At 71.7% G+C, this 15,599-nt stretch carries 14 protein-coding genes and 1 riboswitch; of the genes, 3 read left to right on the forward strand and 11 right to left on the reverse strand.

What is annotated here, in order from left to right; all coding sequences use genetic code 11:
- Window positions 1-45: 45 nt before the first annotated feature.
- On the forward strand, window positions 46-1,296 hold the full coding sequence (locus tag ACFTZC_RS10540; RefSeq protein ID WP_382888404.1) for a glycosyltransferase 87 family protein: 1,251 nt from the start codon (window positions 46-48) through the stop codon (window positions 1,294-1,296).
- On the opposite strand, the gene ACFTZC_RS10545 is transcribed toward ACFTZC_RS10540, so the two are convergent.
- From ACFTZC_RS10545 to ACFTZC_RS10565, 5 genes are all read right to left on the reverse strand, one after another.
- Entirely contained in the window at window positions 1,253-2,557 is a 1,305-nt protein-coding gene (locus ACFTZC_RS10545; RefSeq protein ID WP_382888405.1) for a hypothetical protein, read from the reverse strand. The genes ACFTZC_RS10540 and ACFTZC_RS10545 overlap by 44 nt on opposite strands.
- A 50-nt stretch (window positions 2,558-2,607) precedes the next feature.
- On the reverse strand, window positions 2,608-3,660 hold the full coding sequence (locus tag ACFTZC_RS10550) for an NlpC/P60 family protein (RefSeq protein WP_382888406.1): 1,053 nt from the start codon (window positions 3,658-3,660) through the stop codon (window positions 2,608-2,610).
- Between the two features lie 304 nt (window positions 3,661-3,964).
- Window positions 3,965-5,014, reverse strand: coding sequence for an NlpC/P60 family protein (locus ACFTZC_RS10555; RefSeq protein WP_382888407.1), 1,050 nt, complete (start codon window positions 5,012-5,014; stop codon window positions 3,965-3,967).
- 376 nt (window positions 5,015-5,390) lie between these two features.
- Entirely contained in the window at window positions 5,391-6,755 is a 1,365-nt protein-coding gene (locus ACFTZC_RS10560) for an NYN domain-containing protein (RefSeq protein WP_382888408.1), read from the reverse strand.
- A 37-nt stretch (window positions 6,756-6,792) separates the two neighbouring features.
- Entirely contained in the window at window positions 6,793-7,044 is a 252-nt protein-coding gene (locus tag ACFTZC_RS10565; protein ID WP_365806682.1) for a hypothetical protein, read from the reverse strand.
- 215 nt (window positions 7,045-7,259) lie between these two features.
- On the opposite strand from ACFTZC_RS10565, the gene ACFTZC_RS10570 reads away from it, so the two are divergent.
- On the forward strand, window positions 7,260-7,541 hold the full coding sequence (locus ACFTZC_RS10570; protein ID WP_382888409.1) for an Lrp/AsnC family transcriptional regulator: 282 nt from the start codon (window positions 7,260-7,262) through the stop codon (window positions 7,539-7,541).
- A 29-nt stretch (window positions 7,542-7,570) separates the two neighbouring features.
- Here ACFTZC_RS10570 and ACFTZC_RS10575 read toward each other — a convergent pair whose 3' ends face one another.
- From ACFTZC_RS10575 to ACFTZC_RS10600, 6 genes are all read right to left on the reverse strand, one after another.
- Window positions 7,571-8,992, reverse strand: coding sequence for an aminotransferase class V-fold PLP-dependent enzyme (locus ACFTZC_RS10575; RefSeq protein ID WP_382888410.1), 1,422 nt, complete (start codon window positions 8,990-8,992; stop codon window positions 7,571-7,573).
- Between the two features lie 221 nt (window positions 8,993-9,213).
- A riboswitch (SAM riboswitch) is annotated at window positions 9,214-9,331 on the reverse strand.
- 129 nt (window positions 9,332-9,460) lie between these two features.
- Window positions 9,461-10,525 carry an anthranilate phosphoribosyltransferase gene (gene trpD / locus ACFTZC_RS10580; protein ID WP_382888411.1) on the reverse strand — a complete coding sequence of 355 codons (1,065 nt, stop codon included), beginning with the start codon at window positions 10,523-10,525 and terminating at the stop codon, window positions 9,461-9,463.
- A 233-nt stretch (window positions 10,526-10,758) separates the two neighbouring features.
- Window positions 10,759-12,402 carry a cytochrome bc complex cytochrome b subunit gene (locus ACFTZC_RS10585; protein WP_382888412.1) on the reverse strand — a complete coding sequence of 548 codons (1,644 nt, stop codon included), beginning with the start codon at window positions 12,400-12,402 and terminating at the stop codon, window positions 10,759-10,761.
- A complete protein-coding gene (locus tag ACFTZC_RS10590; RefSeq protein WP_382888413.1) occupies window positions 12,399-13,454 on the reverse strand; it encodes a Rieske 2Fe-2S domain-containing protein in 1,056 nt (351 codons plus the stop codon). The genes ACFTZC_RS10585 and ACFTZC_RS10590 overlap by 4 nt, the downstream gene beginning before the upstream one ends.
- Complete coding sequence (locus ACFTZC_RS10595; RefSeq protein ID WP_382888414.1) at window positions 13,451-14,260, reverse strand: c-type cytochrome; 810 nt, start codon at window positions 14,258-14,260, stop codon at window positions 13,451-13,453. The genes ACFTZC_RS10590 and ACFTZC_RS10595 overlap by 4 nt, the downstream gene beginning before the upstream one ends.
- An 83-nt stretch (window positions 14,261-14,343) precedes the next feature.
- Window positions 14,344-14,964, reverse strand: a complete 621-nt coding sequence (locus tag ACFTZC_RS10600) for a heme-copper oxidase subunit III (RefSeq protein ID WP_382888415.1) — start codon at window positions 14,962-14,964, stop codon at window positions 14,344-14,346.
- A 195-nt stretch (window positions 14,965-15,159) separates the two neighbouring features.
- Between ACFTZC_RS10600 and ACFTZC_RS10605 the strand changes: the two genes are divergently transcribed.
- Window positions 15,160-15,561 (forward strand): hypothetical protein, encoded by a 402-nt coding sequence (locus tag ACFTZC_RS10605; protein ID WP_382888416.1) that lies wholly within the window; start codon window positions 15,160-15,162, stop codon window positions 15,559-15,561.
- Window positions 15,562-15,599: the final 38 nt, after the last annotated feature.

A 15,599-nucleotide genomic window follows, 5' to 3' on the forward strand; every position in this document is an offset into this window, starting at 1 on the left:
AATGGCCGGCTTCTGCCAGGGGCTGTAAGGGCTGGAAGGGCGGTCATGACGGGCGCGCACCACACACGGGCCACGGTCGCGGTGTGGACCCTCACCAGGGCGGTGCTGCTGCTCTGTGTGTTCAAGGTCCTCACCGTGCCGGGCCCCGACGTCACCAGTGACGTCTCGGTGATCTACCGGGGCTGGTACGAGGTGCTGAGATCCGGCACCTATCCGCTGTCGGACGTGACCTGGCAGTATCCGCCCGGGGCGGCGCTGGCGGTCCTCTCCCCCGCCGTACTGCCGTTCCTCGGCTACGCGTCGGCCTTCTTCGTGCTGGCGTGTCTCTGCGACGCGGCCGTTCTCGGGCTGCTGCTGCGCGCGGCCACGGGCCCCGGCCGGTCGGCGCGCGGCGCGTGGGTGTGGGTGGCGGGCGTGCCGCTGCTGGGGCCGACCGCGTACGCGCGGTACGACGTGATGGTGACGGCGGTGGCGGTGGCGGCGCTGCTCGCCGGGGCGGGGCGGCCGAGGCTGATGGGGGCGCTCGCGGCGTGCGGCGCGCTGCTGAAGGTGTGGCCGGTGCTGCTGCTGGTGGGGACCCCGCCGGGCCGGGTGACCCGCCGGGCCTGGACGGGCGCGGTGGTGACGGCGGCGCTGCTGACCGCGCTCGCGTGTGCGGCGCTCCCCGGCGCGCTGGCGTTCCTGACCTTCCAGCGGGAGCGGGGCACGGAGGTGGAGTCGCTGGGCGCGCTGGTGTTCCAGGTGTGGCGGCATTTCGGCTGGGAGGGCGGCGTACAACTCAGTTACGGCTCGGTGGAGTTCGTCGGCCCGTACGTGCCGCTGGTCAGCTCCGTGGCGCTGGCGCTCTCCGTGCTCGCCCTCGGCTGGCTGCTGGTGTGGCGGCTGCGGGCCCGTGCGCCGTATCCGGCCGGTACGGCCTTCGACGCGGCGTTCACGGCGGTGCTGCTCTTCACCACCACGAGCCGGGTGATCAGTCCGCAGTACCTGCTCTGGCTGGTCGGGCTCGCCGCCGCCTGTCTGACACTGCGGGCGAGCCGGATGACCGCGCCCGCGGTGCTGGTGGTGGCCGCCACGGGGGTGACGCTGCTCGAATTCCCGCTGGGATTCGGCCATGTCGTGGCCGGGGACGCGCTCGGCGTGGCGCTGCTGTTCGTACGGAACGGCCTGCTCGTCGCGGCGACGCTGACCGCCTGCCGCCGGCTGTGGCGGGAGACGGTCTCCGGGCCCCGGCGCGCCGCGGCGGCGCGAGGGGTCAGCGCAGGCTCCGCCGCACATGATCGCGCCACCGCTCCGTGAGACTCTCCGGCGTGGTGGACAGGACGTCACGCGCGGCCTTCCGGACGGCGCCGGCGCGGCCCGGGTGGGCGCCGACGGCGCGGTAGAAGGCGGTCAGCCGCTCCTCGCCCCACCGCGCGGCGATCAGCTCGCACGCCAGCCGGCCGCCCTCGTACGCGCGGGCCAGCGGGGCCGGGTCCGCGCCGAACGCGAAGTCCGCGTCGGCGGGGAGCGCGCCGGGCACCTCGCCGCGGCGTACGGCCCGCCGGAGTTCGGGGGCGATCTGCCCGGCGGTCAGCTCCGTGCCCCGGTACGCGACCCAGTCCGCGAACCCCTCGGAGAGCCAGGACGGGGTGGCGGCCGAGGTGGCGGTCCTGGTCGCGACGTGGGTGGTCTCGTGGGTCAGCACGATCTCCCTGCCGTGGGCCGAGAGCTGCCCGTACGCCTCCGGGTTGACGACGATCCGGTCGGCGGGCGCGGCGCCACGGCGGCCGGTCTCGCCGGTGGTGACGGCGGCGATGCCCCGGTAACCGGCGGCGGGCGCCCCCAGGAGCCCTCCCACGGCCGTCAGGTCCTCCGGCACCAGCACCAGCACCCGGCGCGCCCAGCGGCCCGGCCAAGCGGCCTCGACGGCCGGTACGGCGCGGTCGGCGGCGGCCGCGACGTCCCGCAGCCGCGCCTCGTCGGGCCCGGTGCCGAGAACCAGGCCGTGGGCGCCGCGTACGGCCCGTACCGCGCCCTGCTCCCAGAGCTGGGCGCCCGCCCCGTCGCCCGGCCGGTCGGCGCGCACGTACCAGCGGCCGGCGCGCTCGGTCAGCTCCAGCGCGCGGGGCGTGGCGACGGGCGCCGCGTCATGGCCGGTGAGCCCGTAGCGCAGCTCGGCCCGGACGGCCGCCCGGCCGCCGGAGCGCCGTACCCCGGTGAGGTGGTACGCCCAGGAGGCGAGGGGCACGGCGGCGAGGTTCCCGAACTCGGCGCGCGCCGCGCCCCGCGCGGCGGGATCGAAGGCGGCCAGGTGACCGGCCGCGTCACGGTCCAGGAGGGCGGCGGCCCGGCGCTCCAGGGTCCGGCGGATCCCGTCGGCCGCCGGGTCGCCGGACGCGCCGGAGGCATCGGGGGCGTCGGACGATCCGGGGGCGCCGGACGCGCCGGCCCCGGCAGGGTCGCGCGCCGGAGCCGTGCAGCCGGGGGCGAGGAGCAGCCCGGCCAGCAGCGGCAGGACGGCGCGCCGCCCGACCCCGCCGCGGGGCGCGCCGTCGTCGTCACGTCCCGGGCCTGCCACGCCGCCGATCGTACGGGCCCGGCACCCGCGCCCCCACAGCCCGTGGGACGTCAGACCCGGGTGATCGAGGAGACCGGCAGCATGCCGACCGGGTCGTAGCGCACGGAGGCGCCGGGGTACGGGGCGTGGATCACCTGGCCGTTGCCCACGTACATGCCGATGTGGCTGGCGTCGTCGCGGTACGCCACCAGGTCGCCGGGGCGTGCCTGGGAGAGCGGCACCCGCGCCCCCGCGGACCGCTGCGCCTGGGAGGTGCGCGGCAGTCCGACCCCTGCCTGGGCGTACGCCCACTGTGTGAGCCCCGAACAGTCGAAGCCCGAGGGCCCGTTGGCGCCCCACATGTAGGGCCGGCCGACGGCGCGCTGGGCGGCCTGGACCGCCGCGGCGGCCCGCGCGGAGGGGGGCGCGCCGGGGCCGGAGAGCGCGCCGGGCAGCTCACCGCGGTCGGAGCGGGAGGCCCGGTCGTAGGAGGCGCGGTCGGCCTCGGTCAGGGTGTTGAGCAGCCGGCGCGCCTCGGCGAGGCGGCCCTCGACCGTGCGCTTGTGGCGGGCGACGGCGGCCCGGCTGCGCTCCAGCTCGGCGAGGTCGCGGGCGGCCTCGCTGCGCACCTGCCCGAGGCTCCGCTGGGCCAGCCCGAGTTCCTTCAGGGCGCCGGACTGGCGGGCGCCGACCCGGTCGAGGACGGCGGCCTTCTCCAGATAGCCGTCCGGGTCGGAGGAGAGCAGCAGGGCCAGGGCGGGGTCGACGCCGCCCGAGCGGTACTGGGCGCCGGCGAGCGAACCGAGCGCGCCGCGCATCGTGTTGACGCGCTCCTGGCCGCGAGCCGCCCGGTCCTGCGCCGAGTCGAGCAGCGTCCGCAGCTCGGTGACGCGTTCGCCCGCCTTGTTGTACGACTCGGTGGCCCGCTCGGCCTGCTCGAAGAGCCGGTCGACCTGGGCCCGGGTCGCCTCGGGCGTCGCCTGCGGGTCGGCACCCGCCGGGGCGGCGCCGAGCGCCACCGCCGTCGTGGCCGCCGCGAGGGACACGGCGGCGACGGCGCTGCCGCGGGTGCCGGAACGCAGAGCAGACTGGCCGGACTGTGAGGGACGGCGATGGGACACCACGGGAAGCCGAACTCCCTTCCGCTGTACGCGCTGGCGCAGCCCTGCCGCCCGGTGGGCGGACCGCTGGCCGGTGCTGCGCGGAGCAGACAGTAGCCGGGCGATCACGGAGCGGCCAACGACCGCCCCGGGCACACAAAGTGACGCCCCGCCGTAGACCTCAAGGTCATCGGCGGGGCGCGGGTGTCAGCGTATGCGGTGGGAATTCGCCCGAATGGGCGGGTGTCGAGCCGGAGATGACCGGTCGGACCCTCAGGCGGTCGGACCCTCAGGCACGCAAGCCCTCAGGGTGCCGGGCTCCCCGCGGTCAGCCGATGCGGACACCGAACTGGAACGGCATGTTCCCGATGGCCTCGTAGCGGACGCTGGCGCCCGGCTTGGGAGCGTGCAGCACCTGGCCGTTGCCCGCGTAGAAGCCGACGTGGTGCAGGTCGCCGTAGAAGATGACCAGGTCGCCCTTCTGGAGCTGGCCCTGCGAGAGCCGCGTACCGGCGTTGGCCTGGGCCTCGGAGGTCCGGGGTATGGAGACGCCGGCCTGCGCGTACGCCCAGGAGGTGAGCCCGGAGCAGTCGAACGAGCCGGGCCCGGAGGCGCCGTAGACGTACGGTGTGCCGATCTTGCCCTGCGCGGCGGCGAACGCGGCGGCCGCGCGCGACGAGGAGGCGGGGGCGTCCCCGAGGTCGGTGCGGGCGGACGAACCGCCGCCGCTGCCGCTGCCCCGGCTGGCGCGCTCCTCGTCGGCCTTGACCAGCTCGGCGCGCTCCTTCTCGGTGAGCGTGTTGAGCAGCTTCTGCGCGGCGCTGAGCTTGGTCTGGACTTCCTTCTTCTTCGCGGTGAGCACCGTGCGGGTCTCCGCGAGGTCCTTGACCTTGCCCTGGGCCTCCTTGCGCTGCTGCGCGAGGGTCCGCTGCTTGTCCTGGATCTGCCGGAGCGACTCGGCCTGCTTGGAGCTGATCTGGTCGAGCGTGCCCGCCTTCTCCAGGTAGCTGTCCGGGTCCGAGGAGAGGAAGAGCTGGAGCGCGGGGTCGATGCCGCCGGTGCGGTACTGGCTGCTGGCCATCAGACCGAGGCCGTCGCGCATCTGGTTGAGCTCGTCCTGGCCGCGGGCGACCTTGTCCTGGATGGCGCCGACCTGCTTCTCCAGCTTCTTCTGCGCCTCTTCGGCGCCGCTGGCCTTCTCGGTGGCCCGCTCCGCGTCCTCGTAGAGCTTGTCGACCTTCTCCTTGACGTCCGCCTTGCTCGGCGTCGGCGCGGCGTTGGCGGCCTGGGCGCTCAGGGCGACAGCGGCGGCGGCGGTCGCGGTGAGAACGGTCACCCGGGTACGGCTCGGGGGCTTGGGACGACGGTGGGACGCCACGGAGGCGAGCTCCTTCTTCCTCAGCCGCCTGCCGGTCCTCGGGTGGGGGACGTCAGTCCCGGCTCCGCGCGCACGGCTCCCCCGCGAACTGGGCCGAACTGCGCGAAAACGGCGGTTCCTTCACTGCCACCCCGGATGGGTGATCAACCGCGCGAAGGTTCGAGGCATGACCCTAGTGACCTCCTCGTGATCAGTTCAAATCCTTGTAAGGAAAAACTCCGTCACGAAGCACATTCTTTACAGAGGCCAACAGACAGCAGATCGGCAATACACATGCAGTAGCAGACATTTGACATCATGCCCGCGCAAGCACCGACCAATTCGGTCATTCACCACCACAGTTGACCATAGGCCGCCCGACCGGACCGGTCACCCCTCAGACGCGGGAAAGCCGCTTCAGCAGCAGGGCGGAGGCGACGGGCCGGGCACCGGCGCGCGCGACCCCGTCCGCGACCTCACGGTCGGTGGAGACCACCACCACGGGGCGGCCCGGCGGCTCCGCCCTGACGAGCTGGCGGATCAGCTCGTCCGCGGTCACCCCCGGCTTGGAGAAGAGCACCCGCACCCCGCGCGGCGGCGCGAGCAGCACCGGCGCGGCCAGCTCCGCGCCGTCGAAGACACAGGTCACCTCGGCGCCCGTCTGCGCGGCGAGCATGGCGAGCCCGCCCAGCAGCCGCAGCCGCTGCTTCTCCAGCGGCATCGTGGGATAACCGGTCTTGGTCACGTTGTAGCCGTCCACGACCAGATGCGCCTGCGGCAGCGCGAGCAACTGATCGAGCAGTGCCGGATCCATGTCGGAGAGCGCGCGGGCCGCCACGTCCTTGGGTGACATCCGGCCGGGCTCCACCGCGTCGACCGTGTCGGCGGGCCGGCTGGCGGCGGGCGGCAGCGCCAGCTCGCGGCGCAGTCCCTGCGCCGACTCCAGCACCGTGTCCAGCAGCAGCCGCAGCCGCATGTCCTCGACCGAGCGACCCTCGCGCGCCGCCCGGCGGCTGGACTCGACGGTGGACTCCGCCTCCGCGAGCCGCGCCCTGATCCGGCGCGTCTCGCTCTCCGCCGCCGACACCTGGGCCGCGCTCTCCGTCCTGAGGGCCTCGGACTCCGCGTGCGCGCGGCGCAGGGCGGCGTCGCCGCGCTTCACATCGCTGAGCGCGCTGCGCAGTTTACGGTGGAGCGCCTCGGCCTCCTTGCGCGCGGCGTCCAGCTCCGTGCGCAGCCGCTCCGTCTCGCTCTTCGTCTGCGACCTGGCCGCGGACAGCTCCGCGCGCAGCCGCTCCAGCTCACGCCGGGTCTCCTCACCGGCCCGCTCGGCATCGGCGCGCTGCGCCTCCTCACCGGCGGCGGCGACCAGTTTCACCCATCCGGGCGGTCTGAGCACATATGCGGCGGCGGCCACGTCGACGGGGTCCGCGGCGGCGGGGGGCGACCCGGACTCCAGGGCGGCGGCCAGCTCCGGCTGGGCCTGGCCGATCCGCTCGCCGATGCGCTGCCGGAACAGGGGGTCGCTCTCCAGCGCGGCAGCCATCGCGTTACCCGCGAATTTCGCACGCCTGTTCGGAGTGAAGCGCGCGTACTGCCGCAGCTGGGCGGGCAGCTCGGTGACGGTCAGCCCGCCGAAGGCGTCCGAGACGAGCGCGACGACCCTGCGTCGTACGCCGTCGGGGAGCGGGCGGTCGAGCGCCTCCGCGGCGTCACCGCCGGCCGCACCGGCCGGCTCAGCACCGCTCGCGGGCTGCTCCACGATCCGTCACCCCATCCACCCCTTACGGGCGGCTCCCTCAGGAACCGGCACCCGGCCTGTCCACCAGCTCGATCTGATCCACGGCGTTGCACCAGCGGCAGCGCACCGACTCGATGGTCTCACTGACCACCTCACGCTCCTCGACCGTCGGCTCCCCGGCCAGGTCCAGATGGACGTACTCGACGACCTTGGACGAGCGCGTCACATCGAACCTGGTCAGATTGCCGCACAAGGTACAGCGCCACCGGGTGGAGGCCGTGGGCTGCGGAACCGTCGGAAGTGCTGCCATCGTTGGCGTCCCCTTGCTCTTCTTTTCCATCGTCCCTAAGCGGTGCCCCGCGATGCGGCGTCGAACCGCGGACGGCACCCGGCAACCCTACGGCCTCATGGCTCTCCCCCGCCGCCGCGGGCTTCGAAGCGGGCATTCTCCTCGCCTGGGTGCGGTACGGGCGTACCGATAGAGTGAGGGGCCCAGCCGGCGGCCACCGAGGGAGAACGCCAACCGTGATCACCGCGATCGTGCTCATCAAGACCAGCGTGGACCGTATCCCCGAGATCGCCGAGGCGATCTCCGCCCTGGACAGCGTCAGCGAGGTCTTCTCGGTGACCGGGCAGTACGACCTGATCGCCATGGTCCGGGTCGCCAAACACGACGACCTGGCGGATGTGATCCCCGGCCGGATCAGCAAGATCGCCGGCGTCGAGGCCACGGACACGCACGTCGCGTTCCGTACGTACTCCCAGCACGACCTGGAGGCGGCCTTCGCGATCGGACTCGACGCGTAGACCGCCTCTCAAGCAGGCTTCGTACGGGGCTACGCGGCGGCGCCGTCCCGGTCCGGGACGCAACGGCCTTCCTCCGTACGGTAGTTCCACCGCGCGCCGTCGCTCACCAGCTCCCGTACCGCGCGCACGAAGCGCTCCACGTGCTCGTCCGGCGTCCCCGCGCCGAAGCTGACCCGGATCGCGTTGAGCGAGCGCTCGCCCGGCTCGGCCTCCGGGGCGCCGCACTCCCCCGGGTCCTGCGGGTCGCTGCCCAGCAGCGTCCTGACCAGCGGGTGCGCGCAGAACAGACCGTCCCGTACGCCGATGCCGTACTCGGCGGAGAGCGCGGCGGCGAAGTGCGAGCTGTTCCACCCCTCCACCACGAACGACAGGACGCCGACCCGCGGCGCGTCGTCGCCGAAGAGCGAGAGCACCTGGACCTCGGGCACCGTCGCCAGTCCCGCGCGCACCTCGGCGACCAGCCGCTGCTCCCGCTCGGCCAGCGCGTCGAACCCCGCCTCGGTGAGCGCCTGGCAGGCGGAGGCGATCGCGTAGACGCCGATGACATTGGGCGAGCCGGCCTCGTGGCGGGCGGCCGTGGCGTGCCAGTCGACGTCCACCCCGCCGTCGGCGCGGCGCGCCACCTTGCGGCTGGCGCCGCCGCCCGCGAGATACGGCTCGGCGTCCTGGAGCCAGTCGGCGCGGCCCGCGAGGACCCCGGAGCCGAACGGCGCGTACAGCTTGTGGCCGGAGAAGGCGACCCAGTCGACGCCCAGCTCCGCGATGTCCACGGCCTGGTGCGGGACGAGCTGCGCGGCGTCGAGGACGATCCGGGCGCCGTGGGCGTGCGCGGCGGCGGTCAGCTCCCGTACGGGCCACAGCTCACCGGTCACATTGGACGCGCCCGTCACGCAGACCAGCGCCGGGGCGCCCGGGTCGCGCTCGGCCAGCGCCCGCTCCAGGGTCGCGACGGCCTCCGCCGGGGTGCGCGGGGCGTTGAGGTAGGTGACCCGGGCGTCACGCCAGGGCAGCAGGGAGGCGTGGTGCTCGGTCTCGAAGACGAAGACCTGGCAGCCGGCCGGCAGCGCGGCCGCCAGCAGGTTGAGGGAGTCGGTGGTCGAGCGGGTGAAGACCACCTGGTCGTCGGCGCGGCAGCCGAGGAACTCCGCGACGGTGCGGCGGCTGTTCTCGAAGAGGTCGGTGGAGAGCTGCGAGAGGTAGCCGGCGCCGCGGTGGACGCTTCCGTAGTACGGGGCGTAGGCGGCGACGTCGTCCCACACCCGCTGGAGGGCCGGGGCGCTGGCGGCGTAGTCGAGGGCCGCGTACGTGACCTCGCCGCCGGTGACGAGCGGGACGGTCACATCGCGGCCGAGCACCGGAAGCGGTGCTCCACAGGCGGGGTCCTCGGACCCGGCGGAGGCGGTGGTGGAGGTGGTGGCAGCGGAGAAGGAGGCGTTGGGGCGTGCGGACATGGCGTTGTCTCCCGGCGAGAAGAGTCGGAACAGCTTCAAGGACCCACACGGCGCCGTCACAGCATGACGGCATGACAGAGGTGGCGCCAGATGCGGATGTTGCCTCGACGCACGGAGGAGACCGTACGGAGGCGTGTTGAAGAAGGGGCGTAAGAGCCCTAACGCATTCGCTTGCTCACGAGACTGCTCCCTTGAGGACCAGGACCCCAAAGGTGAGAAGGGGTCCGCGCTTGCCGCGGACCTCGCTGCCCACGGCCTGGTCTTCACCCGGGGCACCCCGCCACGGACGGAGGGTTGCCGGACAGCGAGCCGGGGCCTTAATCGCTGTCACTCATGACCTTGGCCGAAAGTATCGCACGGCGGCACGGACCCCCCAAGTGCTGTCCGCGATACGGGACGGGCACGCTCAGGGTCAGAAAGGGGGGCCGGGACGCGCGCTCCGCGTCCCGGCCCCTCCCCGGCGCCCGGTCAGGCGTTGCTGGCCGCCACCCAGCGGGCCAGCGCGTCCCGCGCCGCGCCCGAGTCGATCGCCTCCGCGGCGCGCGCGATCCCCGCCGCGAGCTGGCTCTCCAGCGGCTCGCCCGTCAGGTCCAGCGCCACCAGCGCCGCCGCCGAGTTGAGCAGCACCGCGTCCCGTACGGGACCGGTCTCGCCCGCCAGCAGCCGGCGCGCGACATCGGCGTTGTACGAGGCGTCCGCGCCGCGCAGCGCCTCCACCGGGACCAGGTCCAGGCCGACGTCGCGCGGGTCGAAGGGCTGCTCGGTCACCTTGCCGTCCCGCACGGTCCACACCCGGGAGGTCGCGGTGGTGGTCAGCTCGTCGAGCCCGTCGTCACCGCGGAAGACCAGCGACGAGTTGCCCCGCTCGGCGAGGACCCCCGCGACGATGGGCGCCATCCGGACATCCGCCACGCCCACCGCCTGGGCTCTGACCCGGGCCGGGTTGGTGAGCGGGCCGAGGATGTTGAAGGTGGTCTGCGCGCCCAGCTCCTTGCGCGCCTTGGCCGCGTACCGCAGCGCCGGGTGGAACTTGACCGCGAAGCAGAACGTGATGCCAGCCTCCTCCGCGACCTCGGCGACCCGCTCCGGCGTCAGCTCCAGATTGACGCCGAGCTTCTCCAGTACGTCCGAGGCACCGCTCGCGGAGGACGAGGCGCGGTTGCCGTGCTTGACGACCTTGGCGCCCGTGCCCGCCACGACGATCGCGGACATGGTGGAGATGTTGACGGTCTTGGCGAGATCGCCGCCGGTGCCCACGATGTCGACCGTACGGCCGGGCACCTCGATGGTGTGGGCGTGCGTGTACATGGCGCGGACCAGCCCCGAGACCTCCTCGACGGTCTCGCCCTTCGCCCGCAGCGCGACCGCGAAGCCGGCGATCTGCGCGTCGGTGGCCTCGCCGCCCATGATGCGGTCCATGGCCCACGCCGTGTCGTCGGTGGTCAGGTTCTCGCCGCGCAGCAGGGGGTTCAGCACGCCCGGCCAGGTGCGGGCCGCCACGGTGTCGCCTCCGACAGGGGTAACAGCGCTCATGCTCGCTCCTGGGTGTCTGGGACGGCTGCGTGGGCCTCGTACGGTGTGACGGCGTACGGCCCGGCCGCAAGCCTATCGGCGGACCCGGGCCCTGGTGGAAGAGTGCCCGTACTGCGGACGCGGACGCGCGGGCGCGTAGGACACCGCGGGTGGCACGCCGAGGGCCCCGGCCGGCTCCCTGGGGAGACCGGGCCGGGGCCCTCGGTGGTGGCGACCTGTGTCAGGCCGGGCGATCAGTGGTGGCCGTGGCCGCTGGTGATCTCCTTGTACTCCTCCGCGGTGGGCTTGGGGAGCTGGTTGTTCTCGCCGTAGTAGCCCTTGCTCAGCTTGACCCTGAGCTTCTCGACGGGCGACACCTTGCGGCGTACCCCGTTCTCGTCGGTCTCGGGGCCCAGCTCGGCGGGCTCGTACTGCTCGTGCGCGGTCAGCTTGTGCAGGTCACCCTGGTCCAGCGGGGTGTGGACCTCGATGAACTCACCGTGCGGCAGCCGCTTGATGACACCGGACTCGCGGCCGTGCAGCACCTTCTCGGCGTCGCGCCGCTGGAGACCGATGCAGATCCGCTTGGTGGCGATGAAGGCGATGACCGGTCCGACGAAGAAGGCGATCCGGACGAACCAGGTGATCGCGTTGATCGACAGATGGAAGTGCGTCGCCCACAGGTCGTTCCCGCCGCCGACCAGCAGGATGAAGTACCAGGTCAGCCAGGCCACACCGAACGCGGTACGCGTCGGGGCGTTGCGCGGGCGGTCCAGGATGTGGTGCTCCCGCTTGTCCCCGGTGACCCAGGACTCGACGAACGGGTAGACCGCGATCGCGACCAGCACCAGCGGGAAGATGATCAGCGGGATGAAGACACCCAGGACGAGCGTGTGTCCCCACGCGTTGATCTCCCAGCCCGGCATCACACGGATGAGACCTTCGGAGAAGCCCATGTACCAGTCGGGCTGGGCGCCGGTGGAGACCTGGTCGGGCCGGTACGGGCCGAGGGCCCAGATCGGGTTGATCGTGGCGATGGCCGAGACGATCGCGATGACCCCGAAGACCAGGAAGAAGAAGCCTCCGGCCTTGGCCATGTAGACCGGCAGCAGCGGCATGCCGACGACGTTGGTGTTCGTCTTGCCGGGGCCCGCGAACTGCGTGTGCTTGTGGTAGAAGACCAGGATCAGGTGGGCCACGACCAGGCCCAGCATGATGCCGGGCAGCAGCAGGATGTGGACCGAGTAGAACCGGGCCACGAAGTCGCCGCCGGGGAACTCGCCGCCGAACAGGAACATCGACAGGTACGTTCCGACGACCGGCACCGACAGGACCGCGCCCTGCATGAACCGCACACCGGTACCGGAGAGCAGGTCGTCCGGGAGCGAGTAGCCGGTGAACCCGGTGAACATGCCCAGGACGAAGAGCAGGAAGCCGAACAGCCAGTTGACCTCGCGCGGCTTGCGGAAGGCGCCCGTGAAGAAGACGCGCATCATGTGGACCAGCATGGCCGCGAGGAAGATCAGCGCCGCCCAGTGGTGGATCTGCCGGATGAGCAGACCGCCGCGGACGTCGAAGCTGATGTCCAGCGTGGAGGCGAACGCCTCCGACATCATCACGCCCTGGAGCGGGACGTAACCGCCGTGGTACTCCACCTCGTTCATCGACGGGTGGAAGAACAGCGTCAGATACACACCCGTGAGGATGATGATGATGAAGCTGTAGAGGCAGATCTCCCCGAGCATGAAGGACCAGTGGTCCGGGAAGATCTTCCGCATGTTGGCCTTGGCCAGGCTGTAGATGCCCAGCCGGCCGTCCGCCCAGTCGGCCACCCGCTCGCCCGCGGGCGCTTTACGGGCCTTGTCGTCCGTCGTGGCAGTGGTCGTCGTGGTACTCATCCGCGCTCCCAGAAGGCCGGGCCGACGGGCTCGGCGAAGTCGCCGAGTGCCTCAAGGTTGCCCTCCGCGTTCACGCCGATGTGCAACTGCGGCAGGGCGTGACCGGCGGGGCCGAAGATGACGCGTGCGCCGTCGGAGAGGTCGAAGGTGGACTGGTGGCACGGGCAGAGCACGTGATGCGTCTGCTGCTCGTACAGGCTGATCGGGCACCCGACGTGGGTGCAGATCTTCGAGAACGCCACGATCCCCTCGTGGGACCAGTCCAGTTCCTGCTTGTCCTTGATCTCGTCCGGCTGGATCCGGACGATCATCAGGGCGGCCTTGGCGATCTCCTTCTGGAACTCCTCGCTGTGCTGCTCCAGGCCCTCGGGCATGGCGAAGGTCAGCGAGCCCGTGACGACGTCCTCGGGACGCAGCGGCTCCATCGTGTTCATGTTGATGAGCTGCTTGCCCTTGGCCCACAGCGTCGAGCGGAGCTTCTTCTCGGGCAGCGGACCGAGGTCGCGCAGGAGCACGACGCCGGAGAGCGGTACGAGGGCCAGCGCGCCGAACATCGTGTTACGGATCAGCTTGCGCCGGCCGAAGCCCGACTCGGCCGCACCCGCGGCGAAGTCCTCCAGGACCTTCGCCTTGACCTCGGGCGGCGCCTCGATCGGGTGCCGGTCGTCGGCGATCTCCACGTCCGACATCAGCGTGCGGGCCCAGTGGACCGCGCCGGCGCCGATGGCGAACAGGGCGACACCGAGGGTCACACCCAGCGAGAAGTGCAGGATGCTGACGTGCCCGAACGGGAAGATGAAGACGCTCTTGTCGACCGGGAAGGCGACGAACGAGGCGATGAACGCGACCGTCGCCAGCATCGACAGCAGGAACAGGCCGGCGACGGTGCGCTCGGACCGCTTGGCCGCCCGCTCGTCGATGTCCTGGATACGCGGCTTGTGGGCCGGCAGCCCCGGATCCGCGAACGGATCGTCGGCGCGCGCCACCTCGCCGTGCGCGGCGGCGTGGCCGCTCGGCAGGGTCTCTTCTACTGAATTCTCTTGGCTACTCATGACTTCTTGGCCTTAGCGGTGTGGGCCGCGACCCAGACGGCAACGGCGATCAATGCGCCCAGTCCGAAGATCCAGGCGAACAGCCCCTCGCTGACGGGGCCGAGGCCGCCGAGGGAGAGGCCGCCGGGGCTGACGGTCTCATCCCCGTTCACCGCCTTGACGTACGCGATGATGTCCTTCTTCTGCTGCTCCGGCATCGAGGAGTCGGGGAAGGACGGCATGTTCTGCGGGCCGGTCTGCATGGCCTCGTAGATGTGCTTCGGATCCACACCCTCAAGGCTCGGTGCGGACTTGCCGTGGGTCAGCGCGCCACCTTCACCGGTGAAGTTGTGGCACTGGGCGCAGTTGGTGCGGAACAGTTCGCCACCCTTGCCGATGTCGGCACCGTCGGGGCTGTACTGGTTCTCGGTCGGCGTGATCGGGCCGGCACCGAGGGACGCGACGTACGCGGCGAGCTGGTCGATCTGCTTCTGGTCGTAGATGACCTTCTTCTTCGGTACCTGCGCGCCGGGCTGCTGGGCCGGCATGCGGCCGGTGCCGACCTGGAAGTCCACGGCGGCGGAGCCGACGCCGACCAGGCTCGGGCCGTCAGAGGTCCCCTGACCGCCGACTCCGTGGCAGCTTGCGCAGCCCACGGTGTAGAGCTTCTTGCCCTCCTCGATGGCGAGGGACTGGGCGGTCTCGTCAGCCTGTGCCTTGCTCGCGGGCGCGAACGCGGCGTACAGCCCCCCGGTGGCCGCCAGCGCGAAGAGTAGGACGACGACCGCCGCCAGCGGATGGCGTCGTCGTGCGGAGAGCTTTTTCACGGATTACCCCGGTGTCAGGATCTTCTGCGTCGGTGCTTCTGGACTGTGTCTGTCGGGCGGCGCGCGTCGGGCGCGGCGTCCGGCTACTTGATCAAGTAGATCGTGGCAAAAAGGCCGATCCAGACGACATCGACAAAGTGCCAGTAATAGGACACGACGATGGCGGCGGTCGCCTGCTCGTGGGTGAATCTCTTGGCCGCGTACGTCCTGCCCAGGACGAACAGGAACGCGATCAGACCCCCCGTCACGTGCAGACCGTGGAAGCCGGTGGTCAGGTAGAACACCGAGCCGTACGGGTCGGAGGAGAGCGAGATGCCGTCCAACTTGACCAGCTCGGTGTACTCGAAGACCTGGCCGCCGATGAAGATCGCACCCATCACGAACGTGACCACGAACCACGTACGGAGCTTCTTCACGTCACCGCGCTCGGCGGCGAAGACGCCGAGCTGGCAGGTGAGGGAGGAGAGCACCAGGATCGTGGTGTTCGTCGCCGAGAACGGGACGTTCAGGGCATGAGCCATTTCCTTCCAGTAATCCGCCCCCATCACCGATCGCAGGGTGAAGTACATCGCGAAGAGGGCCGCGAAGAACATCAGCTCGGAACTCAGCCAAATGATGGTTCCGACACTGGTGAGGTTCGGCCGATTGACCGACGGGTGCGCGTGCCCGGTTTCTACTGTCGTTGCTGTCGCCACGACCGACATTATGTCGGTCGCTTATCTCGCGCTGACTCCCGGGGTGCCGTTCGGTGTGTCCATGGGCTGTGTCCAGCTCGAACGGACCGGCGAAGGCCTGTCCTTACCCGTGCTGACACGGTGTCCGACGGAGTACGATCCGCGCATCGGTTCAGGGCCGTGGAGCCCTGGAGCCCCCGCAGACACCGATGTCACGGAGGAACAATGCAGCCGACCGCCACCGTGCTGGTCTACAGCGACGACGCGAACACCCGCGAGCAGGTCAGGCTGGCGGCGGGCCGGCGGCCGGCCGCCGATGTCCCACCGGTCGAGTTCGTGGAGTGCGCGACCCTGCCCGCGGTGCTCGAACGGCTGGACCGCGGCGGGATCGACGTCTGCGTCCTGGACGGCGAGACGGCCCCCGCGGGCGGCATGGGCGTCTCCCGGCAGATCAAGGACGAGATCTTCAACTGCCCGCCCGTGCTGCTGCTGATCGGCCGCCCGCAGGACGCCTGGCTGGCCACCTGGAGCCGCGCGGACGCCGCGGTGACGCTGCCGGTCGAGCCGGTCGGCTTCGCGGACGCCCTGGCCTCGCTGCTGCGCTCCCGGCTCGCCGTGGACGCCTGACGAGCGGTTTCCCGTAACGGGCGGACGTGTACGCCCGT

Source organism: Streptomyces sp. NPDC056987, from assembly GCF_042673865.1.
In the GTDB taxonomy this organism is placed as follows: Bacteria; Actinomycetota; Actinomycetes; order Streptomycetales; family Streptomycetaceae; genus Streptomyces.